This window comes from Intestinibacillus sp. NTUH-41-i26 (assembly GCF_032769475.1).
GTDB lineage: Bacteria > Bacillota > Clostridia > Oscillospirales > Butyricicoccaceae > Agathobaculum > Agathobaculum ammoniilyticum.
Map to the genome: position 1 here is coordinate 430,860 of NZ_CP136477.1, position 23,961 is coordinate 454,820.

Genomic DNA, 23,961 nt, shown 5'->3' on the forward strand with positions numbered 1-23,961 from the left:
ACTCTCCTCCGGTCAATCGTATGCGAGGGTATAGATATGGCGCTCGCCGGCGAGGACGGCGCGTACCGCCTCGGGATCGCGCTGGGTCATCAGCTCGGTCGGCGGAAGCTGACCCGCAGGGTAGCGCTCCAGAATGTCGTTTACCAGCTTCTCCAGATAGTCCAGCGTCATCTCAATGCCCTTGCGCGCCTTTTCCGGATCCGCCAGCTTCGCGTCTCCGATTACGCCCTGCGGCTGGCAGATGCACTCCATCCCGCATGAGCCCAGCGCATTGTACCACTTGATCGGACCGCTCCCGCGTTCCGCCGAGTTGTTGATATGTCCCTTGGGCAGCATCGGCGCTGCTTCTACCTTCTCCGCATACTCCATCTTGCACAGCTCGGGGAACAGCGCCAGCGACCACGACTGCTCCACTTCATCCGCGTGTACGAACGGCGTATCGTACGGACCGCCCCTGTCCTTTGTGTCCAGCTGCTCTTTGGCGCAGTTCCAGAAGTGTGTGTACAGGATGATTGACGGCACCTGGAACTTCTTCCCGAATTTATGGATCGCCAGCGGGATCACATAATCCTGCCCATGACCGTTGACCACGATCATCTTGCGGAAGCCCGCGTTCCAGAAGCCCGCGAACACATACACAAGGTAATCCGCCAGCGTCTCCTCGGGAATGATGATCGTCCCTTTCTGCCCCAGATGGTGATACGGGTGGGAGCCGTACCAGATCGGCTGCGCCACTGTGCAGCCCGTCGCCTTTGCCACCTGCTCGCACAGCCGCGTGTCAAGATAGGTATCCTCTCCAAACGGCGCGCTTGCTCCATGGTTCTCCGTGGAGCCTACTGGAATCAGAATCACGTCGTTCTTCTCCAGACGCTCGCTCACTTCCTTGCGCGTCATGTTCTGATAATAGATACCGTTGTCCGCTTCCATATTCCCGCCTTTCGCCGGAATTTCCCATTTGCTCATCTTTTTGTACCTGCCTTTCGTATTAAAATTTGTAAATGGAATGGGATCGTTGGTGTGATAGATAGGATCAGCAAATGACATGTCAATGGCATGCCAATTTGGCTGCATTATACGCCCGCTCCTTTGTTTTATCAATAGGAAAAAGGAAAAATAAAGAGGTAAAATTCATTTTTGTGATTTTCGCACAATAGGCGAAGCGAAAATTTGTGGCTTATTGAATGAAAAATGAGGTTTTAGACACTTGATTTTTTGGTTGAAATGTGGAATTATAGTCTTACACAGAGGGGAGGCGCTAAAAAAGACGGAGGAATCAAATGGCATTTATATGGCATGCCATTCAAATGCCAAAAAAGCAGGAAAAACCAGTATATTCTACATATGCAAAAAAGTGACAGTGAGATAGATGTTATTTTATTATGGCAATATGATAGGCTGTCTGTACCATACAGTTTGGCCGCGAAGGCCGGTGCATGGAGAAAGGAGATGCGTCTAAAGCGATGGAGGAGAAAATGAGGGCCGTGCAGATACACGCGCCGGGAGAATTCTCCGTGGATTGGGTCCCCGTACCGCATCCGGGACGCGGCGAAGTGTTGGTAGAAGTGAAAGCGGTTGCGATTTGCGGGTCGGACCCCGGCATCTTTAATGGAAAGGTGCTGCAGAATGGCTGGCCGCCGCACTTTCCCTTTATCGCCGGACACGAGTTCGCGGCGCAGGTTGTAGCGCTGGGAGAGGGCGTGACCAACCTCAAGCAGGGCGATCGGGTAGCAGGTGAAGCGCATTGTGGCTGCGGCACCTGCGAAATGTGCAAAAAGGGTTATTATAACCTGTGCCTGAATTATGGCAATCAGGCGGCGGGGCATCATCACTACGGGCATAGTTCGCCGGGTTGTTACGCGCAGTATCAGGTGTATGATCAGAAAGCGCTGACGCTGCTACCGGATAACGTTACCTACGACGAAGGGACGCTGGTGGATACCGCGGGTACTGCTTACAACGCGCTGCGCCTGACCGGCGTGGAGCCGGGCGGCTTTACCGCCATTATCGGACCGGGGCCGATGGGCATTATGGCAATGTGTCTGGCAAAGGCCATGGGGTCGGCGACCATTGTAATCGGCCGGCGTCAGCGTTTGGCGATGGCGGCAAGGCTCGGCGCGGACTATACGATCGATTATGAAAAGGTGGACGATCCGGTTGAGGAGGTACGGCGCATCACCGGTGGCGGCGCGCATCAGGTGATTGAAGCGGCCGGCAATGCAACGGCATATTTTGAATCCGTGCAGATGGCGCGCAAGGGCGGCCATGTGGCGCTGATCAGCATTCCGCCTAAAGACGGGCAGGAGGCGGCGCTCAAGTCGCTGATCATGAACCAGATTACACTGCATGGCGTGCGTGCGAACCCGAACTGCTCCAAAATTGTGCTTGATCTGATGGCGCAGGGAAGCCTGAACGTAAAGGATCAGATTACACATCGCTTCCCCATGGAGCAGATACACGAAGCGTTCGACACCTTTATCGGACGGAAAGACGGCGCGCTCAAGGTCATCGTTCATCCAAACGGGGATTGCTGAGGTGGATTGCTGATGGAACAAAAAATGAAAGCCGTTGTGCTGCATGCGCCGGGCGAATATCAGGTAGAACTGGTTGATATCCCGCAGCCGGGCTATAACGAGGTTCTGGTAGAGATCCGGTCGATCGCGATCTGTGGATCAGACCCCGGCATCTTCGCCGGAAAGGTGCGCAAAGACGGCTGGCCGCCGCACTATCCCTTTATCGCTGGACATGAGTTTGCGGGAAGGGTCGCCGCGATCGGCGAGGGTGTGAGCAACCTGAAGCCCGGCGACCGTGTAGCGGGCGAGGCGCACAGCGGCTGCGGCACCTGCGAAATGTGCAAGCAGGGTTTGTATAATCTGTGTATGAATTACGGGCATTCCGGCCACCACCATTACGGGCATGCGCATCCCGGCTGCTACGCGCAGTATCAGGTTTATGATCAGAAAGCGCTGACCGTCATGCCGGAAAACGTGACCTATGATGAGGGCGCCATGATCGATACCGGCGGTACGGCGTTTAACGGCATCCGCCTGATCGGCATTGTGCCGGGCGGCTGGACAGCGGTGATCGGCCCTGGTCCGATGGGAATTCTGCTGGCGCAGATGGCGAAGGCCATGGGCTCCAAAACCATAGTGATCGGGTACAGGGATCATGACCGCCTCTCTGTCGCCAGAGAGTTGGGCGTAGATCATACGATCGAGACGACCGAGGTTGCGGACGTTGTGGAGGAGGTGCGCCGGCTCACCGGCGGCAGGGGTGCCGACCGCAGCTTTGATTGCGCGGGCGCCGGCGATACGCTCGACGAGCTGATCCGCATGACCGCGAAAAACGGCAAAGTGGGTGTGATCGCGTATCCCAAGGTCCCGACCACACAGGAAGCTCTTTATTATATGGTAAAGAACCAAATCACGGTTCAGGGTGTGCGCGCGAATCCGAACTGCTCGCTGCCGTTGCTAGGGATGATCGGCCACGGCAAGGTCAACGCTCGGCGTCTGGTCACACACACATTCCCCATCGAGCAGACGGAGCAGGCGTTTGACACCTTTATCAACCATAAGGACGGCGCGGTCAAGGTGGTCATCCATCCCAACGGCGAGGAGGAAAACGAATGATCTCGTATATTTTGAAGGAGCCGAAATGCGTGGAGGCGCAGGAAGGCCCAAAACCGGTCCCACAGGGGCGCGAGGTGCTGGTCCGTATCCGCTATGTCGGCATCTGCGGCTCGGATATCCATCTGTTCAACGGCACCTATAACGGGCCGCACAGCTATCCCATGCGGTTCGGACACGAATGGTCGGGCGTGGTGGAGGCGGTCGGCAGCGAAGTGACCCGCGTCGAGGTCGGCGATGTCGTGACCGGTGACTGCTCGCGGTACTGCGGCGCCTGTCCGTCCTGCGAGGTGGACAAAAACCTGTGCCAGCATATTGAAAAGTTCGGCATCACGGTTGACGGGGCTTCGGCCGACTATATTCTGCGTGATGAAATGTACTTATACAGAGCGCCGGAGGGGCTGGATATCAAGCATCTCTGCCTTTCCGAGCCGGTTGCGGTCGCGGCGCACCTGGTGGAAAAAGTGCGCAAAGCGGTCCCCAGCGGTTTCGCGGATAAGCGCGTACTGGTACTGGGCGGCGGTGTGATCGGCATGAGCGCGCTGATGCTTCTGCTGCATATGGAAAACTGCAGGCAAGCCGAACTATACGATCTGGCGGAATCGCGCACCGCGCTGGCACGCGGCGAAGGCGCGCGTATCCCCGCAGCACAGGAGCTTGCGCCCAGCAGCGAGGGCGGCGATTACGCTTCCCTGTATGCTGCGGCGAAATACGATGTGGTGATCGAAACGACGGGAGTCGCGCCGGTATTTGCCAACGCGCTCAACCTGGTAAAGCCGGGCGGTGTGCTGGGCTGCGTCGGAATGATCGCCAAGGTAGAGATCGCGCAAAAGCTGATCGTTACCAAGTCGCTGACAGTCATCGGTTCGATCGGCGGCACGGGCGATTTCCCGCGCGCGATGGAATTCCTGTGCAAAAATCCGGCCTCTGCGGATAAGCTGATCAGCCATTATTATCCCATCGGGGAGGCGGCGCAGGCGTTTGCGACTGCGCGCGTGCCGGAGGGGACGATGAAAGTGGTGTTGACGCTGTGAGCGGCACGAAGCGGCTGGGCTGGATCGGCACCGGAGCGATGGGCGGCCCGATGGCTGCGCGGCTCTGCAAGGCTGGCTATCCGGTAACGATATGCGGCTCGGGCCGGCGTGATCTGTCCGGTTACGCGATGGAGACTGGCGCAAGACTGGCGCATAACCCGCGTGAGGTGGCCGAGCAGGCGGATATCATTTTCACGATGATCCCTAACGGGGAGGTTCTGCTGGATGTAATCACTGGGCCGGACGGTCTGGATAAGGCCAGCCTGCAGGAGAAAATAGTGGTTGATATGAGTACGGTGGATCCGGATTCCTCTGCGAGGGCGGCAGAACGGATGGAGAAGAACGGCGGCTGGTTGCTTCGCGCGCCAGTGACAGGCAGTACTCATTTTGCCGCGGCGGGAACGCTCGGCATCATGGTATCGGGCGACCGGCAGGTATTTGAGACCTGTCGGCCGTATCTGAAGGTCCTGGGCGACCGCCAGACTTGGCTGGGAGACGGCGAGCAGTCCCGATATATGAAGATCATCATTAATATGATGCTGGCGCAGGCGCTGCAGTCCTTTTCCGAGGGACTGGTGCTGGGGGAAAAGCTGGGGCTCCCTTGGGAGACAATGATCGATCTCATCGGGGACAGCGCTGCCGCCGCGCCGATTCTGCGCTATAAGGCAGATACCATGAAAGCGCGGGATTTCACGCCGACCTCGACCGGCTATAACATGCACAAGGACATGCGTATGGCGATGGAACTGGCAAAGCAGGTTGACGCAAACCTGCCGACCGCCAGCTTGACCATGCAGATGTACAACAGCCTGATCGCCATGGGGCTCAAGCAGAGAGATAACACGGCGATTCTTCTGGTAAACGAAAGGATGAATCAGTTGGCTCGCACGCCAGATTAAGGACAAGGAGGTAATTCAGTGGACGTAAAACAAGATAACGTGATCTTGCGCATGACAGGGATTACGAAGTGTTTTCCGGGCACTTTGGCGCTTGACAAAGTTCAGCTTACCTGTGAAAAGGGCAAGGTCCACATCCTGCTCGGTGAAAATGGAGCGGGTAAATCCACGCTGATGAAGATTATTTCCGGCGTATACACCAGGGATGAGGGAACGGTCTGGTATGACGGACAGGAGGTCAATTTCACCAATGTCCGCCAGTCCATGGAGGCCGGCATCAGCATGATCCACCAGGAGCTCAACCTGTTGCCGGAACGGACGATCGCGCAGAACATTTATCTGGGCCACGAGCCGATGGTAAAAGGTCTCAAGGGCGTAATCGACTATAAAAAGATGGTAAAGGACAGCCGTGAGCTGATGGACCGCCTGGGACTGGATCTGGACCCCAACATCCTGGTCAAAAAGCTGAGTATCGCTCAGATGCAAATGGTGGAAGTGGTAAAGGCGCTTTCCAAGGAGGTTAAGCTGGTCATTATGGATGAGCCGACCTCATCCCTGACCGATCGTGAGATCGATAAGCTGTTCGAGATTGTGGAAAAGCTGAAAAGAGACAATGTGGCGATCATATATATCTCGCACCGTATGGACGAGATCAAGCGCATTGGGGACTGTGTCACCGTTATGCGTGACGGACAGTACATCGATACGGTGGATGTAGAGGATATGGATCTGGACACGCTGATTTCCATGATGGTCGGCCGCAAGATAGAGAACATGTACGAACGGCATTACCGCGAACCCGGCAAGGTGATCTTTGAGACAAAGGACCTTTCCGGCTGGCGCTTCCGCAACGTGAATATAAATGTGCGCGAGGGCGAGATCGTTTCGCTGTCCGGTCTGATTGGCGCGGGACGTACCGAGATCGCCAAGGCTGTGTTCGGGGACGAGCCGATCGAACACGGCAGCTATACACTATACGGCAAGCAAATCACGCGGACTACCCCTGTAAAGAGCGTGCGTAACTCCATGGGTTATCTTTCCGAGGACCGCAAGGCTGAGGGGCTTGTACTGCAGATGCCCATCAAGGAAAATCTGGTCGCGGCAAGCCTGACAAAGGTGTTTAAGGGTGGCGTCCTGCGCTCGGGGCCGGAGGACGAGATCGGCAAAAAATATGTGGCGGAGCTTCGTATCGCGACTCCGAACGCGGAAAAGCTGGTCGGAGAGCTGTCCGGCGGCAACCAGCAGAAGGTCGTTATCGGCAAATGGCTGGAAACCGGCTGTAAATTTCTGATCATTGACGAGCCGACACGCGGCATCGACGTCGGCGCGAAGAGCGAAATATACAAGCTGCTCGACCGCCTTGTCGGGGAGGGGTACGGCATCCTGATGATCTCCTCCGAAATGAACGAGGTTATCGGCATCTCCGACCGTGTCTATGTCATGAAGGATGGCGAGATCACGGGCGAGGTGACGCGCGAGAATATGACGCAGGAGGCCATCATGCGCTTCGCTGTTGGAGGAAAGGAGCGTGCGGTGAATGAATAAATCGCAGAAAGGGGGCGCGGCAGGTCTGCTGGCAGGGCTGAGAAAGCTGAACATCCCCGGTATCCTGATCGGCAACATCGTGCTGTTCGTCCTGTTTGGCTTGGCCAACGAACGCTTTTTATCCTCGTACAATATCATGATGATTTTCCGCAACACCTGCACACTGCTGATGGCGGCGCTGGGCTTCACACTGGTCATCCTGATCGGTAAGATTGATATGTCGGTCGGTTCGGTGGTGTCAATGGCTGCAGTCTCCGTGGTGGTGCTGTATAACGCCGGCGTGCCGGTCGCGCTGGCTCTGCTGCTGCCGCTGCTGATCGGTATTGCGGTCGGTGTGATCAACGGGCTATTGATTGCCAAATGTAATTTTGACTTTTGGGTTGTCACTTTCGGTATGATGAGCGTTTTTGCCGGCTTGGCGCTGGTAACGACGGACGGCAATACCGTGGCGATCAAGAACGATATCGTCAACTGGATCGGCAACGGAAAGATTGCCGGTATCTACGTTGTGATCTGGATCACGGTCATCCTGGCGGCGCTGATGGTATGGATACAGAAGAAGACTAAATTCGGCTACGATGTTTTCGCGCTCGGCGGTTCGCAGGCTGTAGCCTCTGTGAGCGGCATCAACGTGGTCAAGACTTCGATTATCGTTTATGCGCTCAGCGGGCTGTTTGCGGCGCTGGCCGGCGTGCTGATCGCCTGCATGACCAATTCAGGCAGTCCGGCAGTGGGTGTGGACTATACATTCAACGCAATGGCGGCCATCGTCATTGGCGGCACGCCGTTCATCGGCGGCAAAGGCGGCATTGGCGGCACGATCCTCGGCGCGCTGCTGATGAAGATTCTGGCGAGCGGCCTCAGCCTGGTTGGCATCCCTGCCACCTGGCAGAAGGCGATCACCGGCTTTGTGATCGTTGCTCTGATCATTATTGATGTGGTCAACGACCACAGGAAGAATATCAAGGCGCAGAGGAGGGTATACAACAATGTCGGTTAAAAAGAAAAACCAGATCGACCTGCTCTCCCGTTTCCTGATCCTGGCGGTTGTATGCGTGGGCTTCGCCCTGCTCCGGCCGGAGGCTTTCCTGTCGGTCGATAATATCACACAGGTTGTGTTCCAGCAGACTCCATTCACGATCCTGATGGCATTCGGCATGAGCCTTGCCATTATCTCGGGCGGTATTGATATCTCGATGTCGTCCACCATGGTTCTTTCCAGTTATCTGAGCGCGTCCTATTTCCAGCAAGGGAATTATTTTATGGGGCTTGTGGTTGCGTTCGGTGTGGGACTTGGATTCGGCCTGTTCAATGGCGTGCTGATCAGCAAGGTAAAGATCGAACCGTTTATCGCAACGTTCAGTGTGGACTTTATGGCGCTTGGCCTGGCCTATGTCGTATGTAACGGCGAGTATGTCTACGGCTTTTCGGACGGCTTCCGCAGTATCGTAAACGGATACCTGATCCCGGGTATCCCGAATGTTGCGCTGGTCACGTTCCTTGTGTTCGCGGTGCTGTATTTCCTGACGCGTCGCACAATTTATGGCCGTACGCTTTACTCCTTGGGCCACAATAAAAAGGCGACCAAGCTGTCTGGCATGCACTCTGATGGGGTTATCCTCGGCGTTTATGTCACAAACGGCCTGCTGGCCGCGCTGACCGGCATCCTGTATCTGGCGCGCCTGAATGCGGCCGATCCCAGTATCCGAGGCACGTTGACAAACGATTCGATCGCTTCCGCGCTGATCGGCGGTATCGCGTTTTGCGGCGGCACAGGTTCGGTTGTCAATACGGTGATCGGTTCAATGATCATTATGTTTATCCGAAACGGTATGAACATCATGGGTGTATCGACCAACTGGCAACAGGCGGTAGTCGGTTTTGTAATTCTGTTTGCAATTGTTTATGAACGCGTACTCAACAACCTGATGGCAAAATATGCGGGAAAAGGCAATAAGTGAGGCATCTGTTTGTGTGTCATAACGGCATCACGCCGTATGATGATAAAGAAAGAGCCAGAAAAGGAGAATGTATCATGAAAAAGAGCAAAAGAATTGCGGCGCTGCTGATGGCAGCGGCCATGACAGCCACATTCGCAGGCTGCGGCAACGGCAGCGATGGTGGAAATGCGGCGGGCGACGGAGGCGAAAACGCAGAGGGGGGTAAAAACATTACCGTTATCCTGAAGAACTCTACCGCACCGTTCTTTATCAGCATGGCTGAGGGGGCACAGGCTGCCGGCGAAGAGCTGGGCTACAATGTCGAGGTAAAAACGCCGGTCGATACCGCCGAGGGTTCGGGCAACGAGCAGCAGAATCAGCTTTGTGATGAAGCAATCGTGAACGGCGTAGACTGCGTCGTTCTGTGTCCGGTCGATACCGAGGCAATTGTTCCGGCTGCACAGCGTATCGTTGATGCAGATATCCCTGTTGTAGCGCTTAACACCCGCCTGGGTGACGAGAGCCTGTGTGAAACCTTTGTCGGCTTGGAGAACGTACAGCAGGGCTACGAGACTGCCAAAGCGTTGTTTGAAAAATGGGCGGCAAGGGTACGCTGATCATCATTGAGGGCTCTACCGGTGCGCAGACCTCGCTTGACCGTATCGAAGGTTGCAAGAAAGCGCTCGAGGAGTATCCGGACATTGAACTTGTTGCTTCTCAGTCTGCGAACTACTCCCGTGCGGAGGCGCTGAACGTGGCGCAGAACCTGCTCCAGTCCTACCCAGATGTAGACGCGTTCTTCTGCTGCAACGACGAGATGGCGTTGGGCACTGCGGAGGCGGTCGATGCTGCAGGTAAGACGGGTGAGATTATGATTTCTGGTCAGGATGCAAACGACGATGCGGTTTCCGCGCTGAAGGAAGGTAAGATCACGCTTACCTCTTGGGGCGATCCGTATATGCAGGGCTATGAAGGTGTAGTGGCTGCGGTAGACGTACTGGAGGGCAACGAGGTCAAGGAATTCTATGAGGTTTCGACCAAGGTTGTTGACGAGACGAATGTCGATTCGTTCAAAGACGAATAAAATATGATTTTTGGTGCGCCGCGGCGGTTTGAGGCCGCCGCGGCAGCGCCTCCCACTTGTTGAGTTCTTGGATCTGGCCGTGAGGGAGAGAGGGGTATCGCTTCCTGACGGTAGGACCCAAGCGAAAAAAACCTACATTTATACAAGGAGAATGCAGCTATGCAAGAGAAGTACTTAACGACAGCGTATCCGAACATATTTTTTGAGGATAACAAGGTAGGACGGCTGAAGAAACGGCTGTGGGACGCCTCGGAGGAGGAGATCCAGGCCATTCTGGATGATTACGGCATCCCGTCCGACAGTGAGATCGGAAAGCCGGGCTGCTATATCCAGACCTCGCCTCGCAAGATGGTGATTGAGAAACGCCATAAGAACGATATCGTCCTGGTGCCAATCGGCTGCACCGAGAATCACGGCATCCATAACAACTCCGGCCTGGACACGTTTATGTGTACCTCGATCTGCGAGGCGGTGCGACGCAAGACGGCTAAGGCGGGCCACGAGGTCGCGTTGGCGCTTCCACCGATCAACTACGGCGGCCATCCCTACCATCACTGCGGTATGCCCGGCACGGTCATGACGAGCGAGAAGTCCATCGTTGATACGCTGATTAACGTAATGGTCGGCTTGTGGGACGATGGTTTCCGCAAGATCATCCTTGTCAACAACCACGGCATGGACTGGATGCTCGAGTCCGCGATTCAGGAATTCTTTAAGCGCTTTGAGCTTCCGGCATTCGCAACGGTCGTTGAGTGGCATCGTGCGATTCGTGAATTTTGGTATCCGCTGGGCGATGAGCGGCCGGACTTCGTCAGCACGCCGTTTGTGCATGCGGACGAAGCGGAAACCTCTGCGGCGCTGCTCATGTTCCCGGGCATGGTGGATATGGGCTGTGTGGTGGACGCGCAGGCGAAGTCAATGGGGATGCTGGACGAAGGCTTCTATGATGGCTCCGTGGACTCATTCCACCGTCCGAACAAGTGGTCCGAGGCGGAAGGCCACCGTGTAATTGAGCGCTTCGGTACCCCTGAGGGTGTTGTGGGCTACCCGTCAAGAGGTGAAGCAAGAAAGGCAAAACGTCCGATTGCCGCGATCTGTGAATACCTGAACTGCATGGTCGAGGACATCCTGGAAGCTTATCCCGCGGGCAAGGTACCCGATCCCCGTAAATTCTCCCTCCGTCCTTACGAGGAGATCGAGCCCTGCCTCCGCGAGCCCCTCAGCGACGGCTGGAAGAGCGTGCATGAGCTCCCCAGACGCGGCCTCTTTATTGATTGACCCTTTCTCTTTTCTTCTTTTTTCTTTCTTACGTCGGGTAAAGGCCCGCCCTTATGGGCGGCCTTTGCCATAACTGGATACTAAAAGAGGTGTCTTAAATGAAGTTTATCACATCCATGACAATGGTCGATCAGATTATAGGAAGCGCGCCGTTTGTTTACGAGGGGGACTTCGCGCAGGGGGTTGCGAAAGCGCGCGAGCTGGGGTACGACGGTGTTGAGCTGCACATCGCGGATCCGGCCGATGTCGACCTGCCTGCGCTCGAGCAGGCGCTTGCGGAAAATTCCATGCGCCTGACCGCGATCGGGACGGGACGCGCTTACGTCAACCATGGCCTGTCCATCACGGATCCGGATGAGGCGCGCCGGCGGGCGGCTGTGCAGCGGCTGGAAGCTTTCCTCGAACTGGCAGGGCGGTTGCATGCAACCGTAATCATCGGCTGCATGCGCGGTAACGTAGCCACGGCGGAAGAGTTGCCGGCCGCGCTGGACCGTCTGGCGGTTTCCATGGAGTATCTGGATCACGCGGCGGCAAAAGCGGGCGTGGATATTGTCTTTGAGCCGATCAACCGGTATGAAAACAATTTCCTGTGTACGATGGGGGAGATCTCGCATTTCATCCGTAGCCATTCCCTGACGAACACGGGTATTCTGATCGACACGTTCCATATGAACATCGAGGAGTCGGATATGATGGCCTCGATCGAGGCATGCAGTCCGGAGATCCGGTATGTACATTTTTCCGACTCTAACCGCTGGTATCCCGGCGCGGGACACACGGATATGGCGGGCATTCTGCGCAAGCTGCAGGAATGCGGCTATCAAGGCGTGCTGAGCGCGGAGATCCTGCCCAAGCCGACAAAGGAAGCGGCCGCGCGCGGCTGGATTGAGGCGGTATCCGCAATGATGCGGGAATAAAAAGCGAGGAAAGGGCGGCTGCGGGGAAGCCGGACGGAACGGATGCATCGAACAGGAGCCGGGCGGTTCCCCGTTACCTTTGCCATACAGCGCTCTGGACAGGGGTGCGGATAAGGCGCCGCCGCGCGGGCAACCTACCGAAGAAGGAGGGAGCCTGATGAGACGGTTTTTGATGTGCAGTCATGGGGCGGCGCAGGTGACCGACGCGCCGCCGCCGGGCTGTACGTTTGTTGGGACCGTTGCTGCGGACGGCGAAAGATACCGCGTTTTGCGCGGGGAGGATAAAACGCTGTACGCGGCGCCGGCGGAATGGGTAGAATAGAAAAACACCGCTCCGTGCAGGAGCGGTGTTTGCTTTATCAATGGCAGATACGGCAGATATGCTGCGCTGAAATCTGCGGAGGAATGCTGTTTGTCATGGTGCCGTTGTAGCGGATGCAGGCGCGGTCGCCCGCCCGAAAACAGCTTGTGCCGGCAGTGTGTACGACGACCTGCTGGCGGGTGCAGTGGTCGCATACCAAAAGTGAACCGCTCTGCACACAAAGCACGGTAGCGCACATGGTCATGAAAATCACCTCTTGCAATCGTGTTCAATGTCAACGTATGCAGCTTTGCTGCGGCGGGTGAAAAATACAGGCAGAGGGAATACGGAAATTGACAGAACGCCGCCGGTGTTTTACGATAAGAACAGGACGGATAGGAAAGGAGACCTGGCGATGGAAGAACTGAATTACAAAAGAATAAAAGCGAGCGGATACAAGGGATATATTCTGGAGGAAGCGCCGGAGAAGATTCTGCAGTTTGGCGAGGGGAATTTTCTGCGCGCGTTCGTGGACTACTGGTTTGATGTATCGAACGAGCGCGTGGGCTGGAACGGCAAGGCGGTGCTGGTGCAGCCGATCGCGCAGGGGCTGGCGGAGCAGATCAACCGGCAGGAGGGGCTGTACACGCTGTACCTGCGCGGTCGGGAGAACGGGGAAAAGGTGGACCGGAAGCGGGTGATCTCGTCGGTGTCGCGGTGCCTGAACCCATATGAAAAGGCGGGCTACGACGCGATGATGCAGGTCGCGGAGTCGGACGATCTGGAATACATCGTGTCCAACACAACCGAGGCGGGGATTGTGTACGACCCTGCCTGCCGGAAGGAGGACTGCCCGCCGGCGTCGTTTCCGGCGAAGCTGACGCAGGTGTTGTACCGGCGCTGGCAGGCAGGGAAAAAGCCGGTGGTCATCCTCTCCTGCGAGCTGATCGACAACAACGGCAAAGAGCTGCAGAAGTGCGTGGAGCAGTACATCGGCCAGTGGGGTCTGGAGGAGGCGTTCAGAGCCTGGTGCGGGAGCTGCACGTTCTGCTCGACGCTGGTGGACCGGATCGTGCCGGGGCGCATCAAGGACGCGGCGGAAGCGGCGCGCATGGAGGAGGAAAACGGGTACCATGACGAGCTGATCGACGTGGGCGAGGTGTTCGGCGTGTGGAACATCGAGGGACCGTCGTGGCTGGAGGAGCAGCTGCCGTTCAAGGCGGCGGGGCTGAACTGTATCGTGGTGCCGGATGTGACGCCGTACAAAAAGCGCAAGGTGCGCATCCTGAACGGCGCGCATACGGGCTTTGTGCTGGGTGCGTACCTGGCGGGCTTGGATATCGTGCGGGACTGCATGCACAACGACAGCATCCGCGGCTTTATGAACAAGATGCTGTACGAGGAGGTCATCCCGACCCTGCCGCTGGATAAAAAGGACCTGGAGGAGTTCGCGGCGGCGGTGCAGGACCGGTTCAACAACCCGTTCGTGGACCATGAGCTGATGAGCATTTCGCTCAATTCGACCTCCAAATGGAAAGCGCGCAACCTGCCGAGCCTGCTGGAATATGTGGAAAAGACAGGCAGGCTGCCGGAATGCCTGAGTATGAGCCTTGCGGCGTATATCGCGTTCTATACGAGCGATGTGCAGGAGCTGACCGAAGCGGGTCTGGTGTGCAGGCGCGCGAAGGGCAACACCTATATCTGCTCGGACGACCGTTGGGCGCTGGAATTTTACTGGGCGCATAAGGACGACAGCGCGGCAGACCTGGTACACGCGGTGCTGACCAACCGGCAGATGTGGGATCAGGACCTGACGGAGATCGCGGGGCTGGAAGCCGCGGTGCTGGCGGGGCTTACGAAGATCCGCGCGGAGGGCGCGGAGGCCGCGTTCGCCTCCTGCCTGTGAGAGGGAGGATAAGATGACAAAGCTGATACGGATCACAGAGCGGGACAACGTGGCGGTGGCGCTGCATGCTGCGGCGAAGGGAGAAACGCTGAAAGCGGGAGACGCGGTGGTGACCGCGCGGGAGGATATCCCGCAGGGGCATAAGATCGCGCTCGTACCGATCGCGGCAGGGGAAGCGGTGGTGAAATACGGCTTCCCGATCGGCCATGCGACGGAGCCGGTGGAGGCGGGCAGTTGGGTGCATACGCACAACATGCGGACCAACCTGTCCGGCGAGGAGGAGTACGCCTATGAGCCGTCGGTACCCGAGATAGAGGCGGCGGAGGCGGAGACATTCCAGGGCTACCGGAGGGAGGACGGCCGTGCGGCGGTGCGGAATGAAATCTGGATCATCCCGACGGTGGGCTGCGTCAACGACGTGGCGAAAAAGCTGGTGTCGGACAACCAGGACTTGGTGAGCGGAAGCATAGACGGGCTGTACACGTTTCCGCATCCATACGGGTGCAGCCAGACGGGCGATGACCACGCGCAGACGAGGAAGCTGCTGGCGGCGCTGGCGCGGCATCCGAACGCGGGTGCAGTGCTGGTGCTGAGCCTGGGGTGCGAGAACCTGCAGCACGACCAGTTCGTAGAGGAGCTGGGGGAGTACGACGCGGAGCGCGTCAAGTTCCTCACCTGCCAGGACGTGGAGGACGAGTTCGCTGCGGGACGCACGCTGCTGGAACAGTGCGCGTCATACGCGGGACGGTACCGGCGTGAGGCGGTGCCGGTGAGCGAGCTGGTGATCGGTCTGAAGTGCGGCGGGTCGGATGGCCTGTCCGGCGTGACGGCGAACCCGACGGTAGGAGCGTTCAGCGACATGGTGATCGCGCGTGGCGGCTCGACAGTGCTGACCGAGGTGCCGGAGATGTTCGGCGCGGAGGGGATGCTGCTGAGCCGGTGCGTCAACGAGAAGGTGTTCGGGAAGGCGGCCGCCATGCTCAACAGCTTTAAGGATTACTTTATCAGCCACAACGAGACGGTGTACGAGAACCCGTCGCCGGGGAACAAGAAAGGCGGCATCACGACGCTGGAGGACAAGTCGTGCGGGTGCGTGCAGAAGGGCGGCACGGCGCCGGTGGCGGATGTGATCGGGTACGGGGAGCAGGTAACGGCGCACGGCCTGAGCCTGCTGTACGGGCCTGGGAACGATCTGGTATCAGCGACAGCGCTGACCGCGGCGGGCGCGCATATTGTGCTGTTCACGACGGGACGCGGGACGCCGTTCGGCGCGCCGGCGCCGACGGTAAAGATCGCGAGCAACAGCGGCCTTGCGGCGCGCAAGCCGGGATGGATCGACTTTGACGCGGGTCCGGTAGCGGACGGCGAGCCGATCGCGGAGGCGGCGAAGCGGTTGTACGCGCTGGTGCTGGACATCGCGGGCGGCAGACCCTCCAAAACTGAGCTGCTGGGCTACCGTGAAATCGCCATCTTTAAAAACGGCGTTACGCTGTAAATAAACACAGGCGGCGCTTTTGCAGCCAGCCGGACTGTTGAAAGCGAATTGCAACGGGAGGAAGAAGGTGCTATACTGGTAAGCACCATGTAGGGAAACATGAGGAGAGGAAGCGGTGTTTATGCCACAAACCATCAAAATCCTGCATTTCAGCCCAACCGGAGGGGCGCGGCGCGTGGCGCTGCTGCTCGCAAAGGGGATGGCACCCAACGTGCGGGAGTATGACCTCTGCGATCCGCAGGCCGAGCCGACAGTGTTTCATCCGGACGACGTGGTGCTGGTTGCCGGCCCTGCTTACGGCGGGCGGTTGCCGGCCATGATGACCGGACGGCTGAAAAAATGGCAGGGCAACGGCGCGCGGGCGGTGGCGGCTGCGGTGTACGGCGGCAGGGCCTATGAGGACACGCTGATCGAGCTGAGCGACCTGCTGCGCGGGCAGGGATTCCGCGTCATGGCAGCGGCCGCGCTGCTGGCGGAGCATTCGATCGTACATATTGCCGCTGGACGTCCGGATGAACAGGACGCGCGGCAGCTCGGCGCGTTCGGCAGGCAGATCGCGGCGAAGCTGGACCACGGCTCGCAGGAGGAACCCGCCGTGCCAGGCAGCCACCCCTATAAGGAGTGGAGCGGCATGCCTGCCGTGCCGCAGGTATCGGAAGCCTGCACCGGCTGCGGCCTGTGCGCGGAAAAATGTCCCGCACGGGCGATCCCGACCGGACAGCCGGATACGACCGACCCGTCGCGCTGCATCCTGTGCATGCGCTGTGTCGCCATCTGTCCGCAGCAGGCCCGCGCCCTGCCTGCCCCGATGCTGGAAGCGCTGCGGGGAAAGTTGGCGCCGTTTGACGCAGAGCGGCGTGAGAACGAGCTTTTTTTGTAAAAAACACGGCTGACCGTTTGGGTCAGCCGTGTTTTTGGATTGGTTGGCATTATTCGCCGGCCGCAACCGCGTCAAAGGAGGGCGACAGCAGATTGGTCATGCTCCGCAGGCTGATGCCTAGGGTGGAAAGGTTGTGCAGCATGGCCGACGCGGCCGGCATGAGCGCGCCAGCCGCGCCCAGGACGATCAGCATGCCGTTGAAGCCGATCACGAACCGGTAATTGGAGTGGATGCGGAGCATCAGCCCCTGCGCGATCCGCCGCAGTGCGACCAGCTCGAATAGGTTGTCCGCCGCGATGGTGACATCCGCGATTTCACGCGCGATCGCCGCGCCATCGCTGATTGCAATGCCTACGCTGGCGGCGGACAGGGCGGGCGAATCGTTGATGCCGTCGCCCAGCATGATGACCGTGCGGCCGGCGGCGCGTTCGGCCTCTACAAAATGCGCCTTGTCCTCGGGCAGGACCTCTGCGCGGTAATCGTCCACCCCGACCTGCGCCGCAATCGCGGCCGCGGTGCGCTCGCTGTCACCGGTCAGCATGACGGTGCGCCGGATGCCGAGCGCGCGCAGCGCCTGTATCGCGGCCTTTGCCTCGCCGCGGAGCGGGTCCGCAATGCAGATAACCGCCGCCAGTTCGCCGCCGATGGCGAGATACAGGTGGGAGAATTCCGGGGAAGCGCGTCAAACGCCGCCTGCTCTCCAGCGGGGATTACGGTTTTCTCATCCTCAAAGACAAAGTGCGCGCTGCCGATGATGACTTTTTCCCCGTCCACCGTGCTGGAGATACCGTGCGCGACCAGATATTCGACCTGGGAATGCATTTCCTCGTGGGCGAGCCGGCGCTCTCTGGCGGCGCGCACGACCGCGTTGGCCATGGAATGCGGGAAATGCTCCTCCAGGCAGGCGGCGACGCGCAACATTTCGGCCTCGCTGCGTCCGCCGAACGGAATGACTCGCGCGACGACCGGACAGGCGTGGGTCAGCGTGCCGGTTTTGTCAAACACAATCGTATCCGCGCCCGCGACCGCTTCCAGAAATTTGCCGCCTTTGACCGTGATATGGTAAGCGCTTGCCTCGCGCATGGCGGACAGCACCGCCAGCGGCATAGCAAGCTTGAGCGCGCAGGAGAAGTCCACCATCAGGACGGACAGCGCGCGCGTGACGCTGCGCGTCAGCAGGAAGCTGAGCGCGCTGCCGGCGAGCGTATAGGGGACCAGGCGGTCGGCCAGGCGGGAGGCTCTGCCTTCCGCCGCGGATTTGAGCCGTTCGGACTGCTCGATCATGGAGACGATCTTGTCATAACGGCTTTCGCCAGAATGCTGGGTGACGCGCAGCACGCATTCGCCCTCTTCGACGACCGTTCCGGCGTAAACGGCCGTACCCGGGCGCTTGGCGACCGGCATGGATTCGCCGGTCAGGGACGCCTGGTTAACCATGACCTCGCCCTCGGCGATCGTTCCGTCAATCGGGATCACGCCGCCCATGCGGACCGCGATGCAGTCGCCCGCGCCGATCTGGCCGAGTGGGACGAGGGTTTCGGTATCGCCGTCCTTGCGCCAGACGCGGTCCACGCCCAGCGCCATGCAGCGGGCCAGGTCGTCGACCGACTTTTTGTGCGTCCACTCCTCCAGCAGCTCGCCCAGCTCGAGCAGGAACATGACCGAGCCGGCCGTGCCGAAGTCGTGACGGGCGATCGAGATGCCGATGGAAAGCGCGTCGAGCAGCTCAACGTGCATGCGGCGGCGCAGCAGGCAGCACAGGCCGCGCCGCAGGAAGGGAAAGGAAATCCAGCAGATCCGCGCAATTTGAAGCGGGGAGGGCAGGAACAGGCTGCAAGCCGCTTTGACCAGCACCTTGCCGACCAGCTTTTCCTGATACTGCCGGTTGAGCATGCGGCTGCTGTGCAGGGGGGCGAGCGCCGCGACGCGCGGGTCCTGATAGGAGAAGCGGCCGATCGCCGCCAGTACGGCTGCTCGGCCGCCCTGATAGCGGATTACGGCGCAGCGGGTGCGCTCATGAACTGCGGCCTGCGCCACCCCTGTGCAGGACTGCAGATAAGCTTCCAGCAGGTCTGCCTGCTCCGGCGTCATCCGCTTTTGGGCAAGACGGACGCGCAGGCGTCCGTTGCTTTCGTGTAAAATGGTTGCTTTCATTGCTTGACCTCCAAAACGGGAAAAAGAGGGCCGCCTATGCGCCCCTCTTTGACAAACGGGTTGTAATCAGCCCTGGGTTTCTGCGGCGGTATCCTCAACGGCCTCTTCCTGCGCCGTGCGGGCCTGGTTGACATCCTGCGCGGAAGCCAGGATGTCGGCCGCGTTCTCCTGCACGGTGTTGACCGTGGTCATGACGGATTCCTTCACCCGCAGCGCGGCGGCGGTGGCATGGGTATAAACCTTTTTGGCGTCCTTGCTGGACAGCAGCTTAATGCCGGCCGAACCGAACAGCGCGCCGCCGACAAACAGGGCGATATCCTTGCAGTATTTCTTCATAAATGCTTCCTCCTTATCACTTGCGCCTGTAGCCTGTGATCATGACCATGACCATGCAGATCACAGCGCCCCAGGCCCAAAACCGATGTTGTTTCAAGGCGAACACCTCCTGGATGGGTCGTTTCCCGTTGGGGATAAGCATAGCATATCTGTTCGGCAAATTCCACCGGATTTGGACAGAGATAAACGGTTTTAGACATTTTTCTCGGCCGCAATGCGGCGGTAGCGGGAGGGGGGAAGATGGTACAGGCGGCGAAACGCCACGCCGAACTGGCTGACGCTGCCGTACCCCACAGCAACCGAAACCTGCATCACGGACAGGGGGGAGGAGATCAAAAGCTCGGCCGCGCGCTGTAGCCGCTGCTGCTGGAGGTATTGGTGGAGCGGCTGGCCGTATAGCTGCCGGAAGCAGCTTTTGAGCGAGGTGGGGGAGATATGGAACTGCTGCGCAAGGCACCTGATCGTCAGATGCTCCGCGAGGTGCTCCAACATATAGGCATGGACCTGCTGCACGGCGTCCGTCAGGTATTGATCGTAATAGCTCGCGGCTACCGGAGAGACCAGCGGGCTTTGGCGGCACAGAAGATACAATAGCTCCACCGCCTTGAGCGTGCAGTACTGCCCGCGATCGGAAGCGGGCAGGTCCCTGAGCGCGAAGAACACCGCGTTGCCCCAGGCGCTGCCGCGCACCGCCGCACAGCCGTGATGCGCTGCCATCAGCGCGCCTACCTGGCGGGTGTCCAGCGTCAGGCCGCCAAACAGGGCGCAAAGCCCTTGCAGGCTGTGCCGAGCCTCACAGCAGACGAACGAAATAAGGATGCCCGCGAAACGGCTGTCCGCAAATTGGACGGATCGAACCTGCGCGGGATCGGAAAGCAGCAGGATCTCCCGCGGCTTGAGCCTGACCTGCCGCCCGCCCGCCAAAGAAAGCAGCAGCCCGCCGCGGCAGCAGTACAGCGTTTCAAGGTGCGGATGTGTGGGGCGGGCGGGAAAGCGCTCCGGCGGCGCGCAGTCAAAATCGCAGACGCGCACGCCGGCCATGGGGGCGGTCCAGCGGATATGGCCGGACGAAAGCCCGGCATCCGATAATTGTTCCAATAGCGCTTCCAGCATGCCGATCCTCCATAGAAAAGTTTGCAATGACTAACTTGCAGTTAGCTAAAACTAACTCATAGCCAGAATTATACGCCAAAACAGCGGGGTTTGTCAAGGCTTGGATAATGCAAAAAAAGCGGACGCCCCGATCGGGACGTCCGCCTGGCCGTATGGCTATTTACAGGGTAAGGGAGGGAGCGGCGTAAACGCGTGCCTGCAGCTCGCTGTTGAGCATGTAGAGTGCTTTGGCGTCGCTGCCGAACAGCTCCATCTTGGTGATGAGGTCGGAGGAATTTTTTTCTTCCTCGCCCTGCTCCTTGACAAACCAGTCGAGGAACTGAACAGTGCGGAAATCATTTGCCGACTGGGCGGCCCCATAAATGGCGTTGATTAATGCGGTGACGTACTGTTCGTGCTCGTATGCGACCTGCAGCGGGTCCATCAGCGTGGAGAACGCCTTGTCCGGCTTGGCGATCGCTTCCAGCGTGACCTTCTGGTTATTGTTGTGCAGGTACTGATAGATCAGCATGGCATGGTCCTGCTCCTCCCTGGCCTGGATTTCGTACCAGTTTGCAAAACCGTCCAGCCCTTTGTCGGAGTAAAAGTTAGCGATGTCAAGATACAGATAGGCAGAATAAAATTCCTTGTTGATTTGGTCGTTGAGCAATTCGGAAACCTTGCGATCCATTTTAAGTAACCTCCTTAGAGCGGGGATGGGATAAACCACCTAAAATATTAATTGATATTATATATCAATTATAACACATCCGCGTCCGCTGTCAAGAGAAAAAACGGAAATACTGGCGTGGGAAAGAGAAGTATGAATTTATTTTACGAAATAAGAAAAATGTGGTATACTAAAAAACAAGAAAAATGGAACGAGGGGAAATATGAAAGAAATACTCAAAAAATGGAATGACATCAGCCTGGTCAAACGGATTATCTGCGGCTTGGCGGTCGGCATCCTCCTCGGGGTGGCCGCGCCGCAGCTGACGGCGCTCTCCCTGCTGGGCGATCTGTTTGTCGGCGCGCTGAAGGCGGTCGCGCCGCTGCTGGTCTTGTTTTTGGTCATGGGCGCGCTGTCCAACCACAAAGAGGGTAAGCAGACCAACATGAAAAGCATCATCGGGTTGTATCTGTTGGGTACGTTCTTGGCGGGCTGCGTGGCGGTTGTGGCGAGCTTCCTGTTCCCGATCTCGCTTACGCTGGCGGAAAGCGCTTCCGATGTGGCGCCCCCGGGCGGTATCGGCGAGGTGCTGCACACTTTGATGATGAACCTGGTTTCCAACCCGATCAGCGCCCTGGCGAACGCCAACTATATCGGCATCCTGGCCTGGGCGGTGCTGCTCGGCATTGCGCTGCGCAAGGCCTCGGACGGCACCAAGCGTGCGATCGGCAATGTTGCGGACGCGATCTCGCAGATCGTCCGGTGGATTATCAACTGCGCGCCGTTCGGCGTAATGGGCCTGGTTTTCACCACGATCTCTGAGCAGGGAATCGATGCCCTGCTCAGCTACGGCAAGCTGATCCTGTTGCTGGTCGGCAGCATGGCGTTCGTGGCGTTTATCGTCAACCCGATCATCGCTTTTATCGGCATCCGCAAAAACCCCTATCCGCTGGTGCTGAAATGCCTGAAGGACAGCGGCATCACCGCTTTCTTTACGCGCAGCTCGGCCGCCAACATTCCGGTCAATATGAAGCTGTGCGAGGAGCTGGGGCTGGACCGCGATACCTATGCGGTATCCATCCCGCTGGGTTCTACGATCAACATGGGCGGCGCGGCGGTCACGATCTCCATACTCGCGCTTGCCGCGGCGCATACCATGGGCATAGAGGTGGATCTGGCGTCCGCGATCGTGTTGAGCGTGCTCTCTGCGGTCAGCGCGTGCGGCGCATCCGGCGTGGCGGGCGGCTCGCTGCTGTTGGTCCCGCTGGCCTGCAGCCTGTTCGGCATTCCAAACGATATCGCGATGCAGGTAGTGGGCGTCGGTTTTATCGTCGGCGTGATCCAGGATTCCTGCGAAACCGCGATCAATTCCTCGACCGACGTGCTGTATACCGCGGTGGCAGAGTATACCCAAAAGCGTAAGCTGCAGAAAAAATAAATACAAGCCGGAAAGGGCCTGCTTCGTACAAGCAGGCCCTTTTTTGGCGAAAGCGACAGGGGACGGAAGCGGATGCTTCCGTCCCCTGTCTGGAAGAGAGGAGGATGTGCGGCGGAGAAGGGAGGCGTCAGGCGCCCCCGGGCTCCAGCAGAAAGCTCTGCACCGCGGTCGCGGCGCCGCCGATGAATTCCTTGCGGGGGGCGAGGGAACTCTGCTCGAAAATGTCCGTGGACAAAAACGGGTTGATTTTAGATACCTGCTGGATGAACGTTTCCATCACAAAGGGGCATTCGAAAATCTCGCCGAACAAAATGACCTTATTGGGCGCGAAAACCGAGATGGCGTTGTTGATGCCGATGGAGAGGTCATAGATCAAGGTGGTCAGATAGCTGCGCAGCTCCAGACAGTCCAGCGCAAGGTATTTGCGGATGTTATGGATAGTCGGCTGGCCGTATTCGAGCAGGGCGCCGCGGATAACCGGAGAGCTTTCCTGCAGCGAGAGGATTTTTTCGGTGATCTGGTTTAAGTGGACACCGGTTTCCAGACAGCCGGTTTTGCCGCAGCGGCAAACTGTGGTCGAGCCGCGGTAAAAGTAGGTATGCCCGATCTCCGAGGACTGGTAATTAGCGCCCTTATACAGCGCGCCGTTGATCGACGCCGCCGAGCCGACGCCCGGCCCCCATTTCACGACCATGGTATTGGCGGTGTATTTTGCCGTGCCGTAAAGGTTTTCCGCGTTCAGGAACGAGCAGACGTTGCTTTCCACACAGACTGGAAACGGGAGCAGCTCCTCCAATATCTTCTGGATAGGCACCTCCTGTCCGTGGAAAACATGGAAAGGATGCAGGGCGATGCCTTCGTTGTGGTTGACAGGACCAAGGATGTCCACGCCGATGCCGAGGATATCCTTGTTTTTGAGCTTGGTTTTCCAAAGCAGCAGTACGATCCGGTTGGCAATATCCTGAAAGGCGCCCGGCACATCAAGCGCGGGGTCGATCGCAAAGTGCTCGAGCGCAAGCGGCTCCCCCATCAGGTTGGTGATGGCAATGGTGCTGCCCGTGTAGTGGATATTGACGGAAATAACGTATTTATAGGTCTGGTTGATGGACAACAGGCTTTTTTTGCGGCCTAGGCTAGAGGAGGCTTCTTTCCCCTCCTCGATGATGATGCCGCGGCTGATGAAGTCGCCGCAGATCGAGGTCAGCGTGGCGGTCGTGAGACGGAGCCGGCTGGCCAGGTCGGTCCTCGACATTGCGCCTTCCGTCAGCAAAAGCCACAAAACATGGGAACGATTGACCTGTTTTACATTACTCATGTTGATTCCAAGAGGGCGCATAAGCAAATCTCCTAAGCTATCGATAGAATTCCGACG

At 58.3% G+C, this 23,961-nt stretch carries 20 protein-coding genes and 2 pseudogenes; 15 read left to right on the forward strand and 7 right to left on the reverse strand.

Features of this window, described 5'->3' with window-relative positions; all coding sequences use genetic code 11:
* Positions 1–12: 12 nt before the first annotated feature.
* On the reverse strand, positions 13–963 hold the full coding sequence (gene iolN, locus RX717_RS02060) for a 3-dehydro-scyllo-inosose hydrolase (protein WP_107632144.1): 951 nt from the start codon (positions 961–963) through the stop codon (positions 13–15).
* Between the two features lie 548 nt (positions 964–1,511).
* Between iolN (RX717_RS02060) and RX717_RS02065 the strand changes: the two genes are divergently transcribed.
* The 11 genes and pseudogenes from RX717_RS02065 (at position 1,512) to RX717_RS02115 (ending at position 12,639) form a co-directional block, all read left to right on the forward strand.
* Positions 1,512–2,531 (forward strand): zinc-dependent alcohol dehydrogenase, encoded by a 1,020-nt coding sequence (locus tag RX717_RS02065; protein WP_316960532.1) that lies wholly within the window; start codon positions 1,512–1,514, stop codon positions 2,529–2,531.
* A gap of 12 nt (positions 2,532–2,543) precedes the next feature.
* On the forward strand, positions 2,544–3,626 hold the full coding sequence (locus tag RX717_RS02070) for a zinc-dependent alcohol dehydrogenase (protein WP_107631086.1): 1,083 nt from the start codon (positions 2,544–2,546) through the stop codon (positions 3,624–3,626).
* Positions 3,623–4,657: a zinc-dependent alcohol dehydrogenase gene (locus RX717_RS02075; protein ID WP_107631085.1), complete on the forward strand. Its 1,035-nt coding sequence runs from the start codon at positions 3,623–3,625 to the stop codon at positions 4,655–4,657. The genes RX717_RS02070 and RX717_RS02075 overlap by 4 nt, the downstream gene beginning before the upstream one ends.
* Positions 4,654–5,556 (forward strand): NAD(P)-dependent oxidoreductase, encoded by a 903-nt coding sequence (locus tag RX717_RS02080; RefSeq protein ID WP_107631084.1) that lies wholly within the window; start codon positions 4,654–4,656, stop codon positions 5,554–5,556. The genes RX717_RS02075 and RX717_RS02080 overlap by 4 nt, the downstream gene beginning before the upstream one ends.
* A gap of 18 nt (positions 5,557–5,574) precedes the next feature.
* Positions 5,575–7,098: a sugar ABC transporter ATP-binding protein gene (locus RX717_RS02085; protein ID WP_242977849.1), complete on the forward strand. Its 1,524-nt coding sequence runs from the start codon at positions 5,575–5,577 to the stop codon at positions 7,096–7,098.
* Positions 7,091–8,098 (forward strand): ABC transporter permease, encoded by a 1,008-nt coding sequence (locus RX717_RS02090; protein ID WP_054328198.1) that lies wholly within the window; start codon positions 7,091–7,093, stop codon positions 8,096–8,098. Before RX717_RS02085 ends, RX717_RS02090 begins: the two co-directional genes overlap by 8 nt.
* Positions 8,088–9,059 carry an ABC transporter permease gene (locus tag RX717_RS02095; RefSeq protein ID WP_054328199.1) on the forward strand — a complete coding sequence of 324 codons (972 nt, stop codon included), beginning with the start codon at positions 8,088–8,090 and terminating at the stop codon, positions 9,057–9,059. Before RX717_RS02090 ends, RX717_RS02095 begins: the two co-directional genes overlap by 11 nt.
* 119 nt (positions 9,060–9,178) lie before the next feature.
* Positions 9,179–10,122, forward strand: a pseudogene (locus RX717_RS02100) (sugar ABC transporter substrate-binding protein).
* Between the two features lie 159 nt (positions 10,123–10,281).
* The gene (gene iolN / locus RX717_RS02105) at positions 10,282–11,400 is read left to right on the forward strand and encodes a 3-dehydro-scyllo-inosose hydrolase (protein WP_054328598.1); all 1,119 of its coding nucleotides are present in this window, start codon (positions 10,282–10,284) and stop codon (positions 11,398–11,400) included.
* Positions 11,401–11,498: 98 nt separating this feature from the next.
* The gene (locus RX717_RS02110; RefSeq protein WP_107631083.1) at positions 11,499–12,317 is read left to right on the forward strand and encodes a sugar phosphate isomerase/epimerase family protein; all 819 of its coding nucleotides are present in this window, start codon (positions 11,499–11,501) and stop codon (positions 12,315–12,317) included.
* A gap of 157 nt (positions 12,318–12,474) precedes the next feature.
* Positions 12,475–12,639 (forward strand): hypothetical protein, encoded by a 165-nt coding sequence (locus RX717_RS02115; protein WP_153802412.1) that lies wholly within the window; start codon positions 12,475–12,477, stop codon positions 12,637–12,639.
* Between the two features lie 37 nt (positions 12,640–12,676).
* On the opposite strand, the gene RX717_RS02120 is transcribed toward RX717_RS02115, so the two are convergent.
* Positions 12,677–12,883: a hypothetical protein gene (locus RX717_RS02120; protein ID WP_054328595.1), complete on the reverse strand. Its 207-nt coding sequence runs from the start codon at positions 12,881–12,883 to the stop codon at positions 12,677–12,679.
* Between the two features lie 150 nt (positions 12,884–13,033).
* Here RX717_RS02120 and RX717_RS02125 point away from each other — a divergent pair, with 150 nt between their 5' ends.
* The 3 genes from RX717_RS02125 to RX717_RS02135 all read left to right on the forward strand — a co-directional run bounded on the left by RX717_RS02125 (position 13,034) and on the right by RX717_RS02135 (position 16,899).
* Positions 13,034–14,524, forward strand: a complete 1,491-nt coding sequence (locus RX717_RS02125; RefSeq protein WP_107630737.1) for a tagaturonate reductase — start codon at positions 13,034–13,036, stop codon at positions 14,522–14,524.
* Between the two features lie 13 nt (positions 14,525–14,537).
* Positions 14,538–16,019, forward strand: a complete 1,482-nt coding sequence (locus RX717_RS02130; protein ID WP_054328550.1) for a UxaA family hydrolase — start codon at positions 14,538–14,540, stop codon at positions 16,017–16,019.
* Between the two features lie 121 nt (positions 16,020–16,140).
* On the forward strand, positions 16,141–16,899 hold the full coding sequence (locus RX717_RS02135) for a 4Fe-4S binding protein (RefSeq protein WP_054327549.1): 759 nt from the start codon (positions 16,141–16,143) through the stop codon (positions 16,897–16,899).
* Between the two features lie 49 nt (positions 16,900–16,948).
* Here the strand turns inward: RX717_RS02135 and RX717_RS02140 are convergent.
* The 4 genes and pseudogenes from RX717_RS02140 to RX717_RS02155 form a co-directional block, all read right to left on the reverse strand.
* Positions 16,949–19,053 (reverse strand): annotated as a pseudogene (locus tag RX717_RS02140) (heavy metal translocating P-type ATPase).
* A 66-nt stretch (positions 19,054–19,119) separates the two neighbouring features.
* A complete protein-coding gene (locus RX717_RS02145; RefSeq protein ID WP_107631080.1) occupies positions 19,120–19,389 on the reverse strand; it encodes a DUF6110 family protein in 270 nt (89 codons plus the stop codon).
* 192 nt (positions 19,390–19,581) lie between these two features.
* On the reverse strand, positions 19,582–20,502 hold the full coding sequence (locus RX717_RS02150) for an AraC family transcriptional regulator (protein WP_107631079.1): 921 nt from the start codon (positions 20,500–20,502) through the stop codon (positions 19,582–19,584).
* Positions 20,503–20,662: 160 nt separating this feature from the next.
* Complete coding sequence (locus RX717_RS02155) at positions 20,663–21,172, reverse strand: ferritin (protein ID WP_107631078.1); 510 nt, start codon at positions 21,170–21,172, stop codon at positions 20,663–20,665.
* 202 nt (positions 21,173–21,374) lie between these two features.
* Between RX717_RS02155 and sstT the strand changes: the two genes are divergently transcribed.
* Positions 21,375–22,589, forward strand: coding sequence for a serine/threonine transporter SstT (gene sstT, locus RX717_RS02160; protein ID WP_107631077.1), 1,215 nt, complete (start codon positions 21,375–21,377; stop codon positions 22,587–22,589).
* Positions 22,590–22,716: 127 nt separating this feature from the next.
* Here sstT and RX717_RS02165 read toward each other — a convergent pair whose 3' ends face one another.
* The gene (locus RX717_RS02165; RefSeq protein WP_054327545.1) at positions 22,717–23,925 is read right to left on the reverse strand and encodes an ROK family transcriptional regulator; all 1,209 of its coding nucleotides are present in this window, start codon (positions 23,923–23,925) and stop codon (positions 22,717–22,719) included.
* Positions 23,926–23,961: the final 36 nt, after the last annotated feature.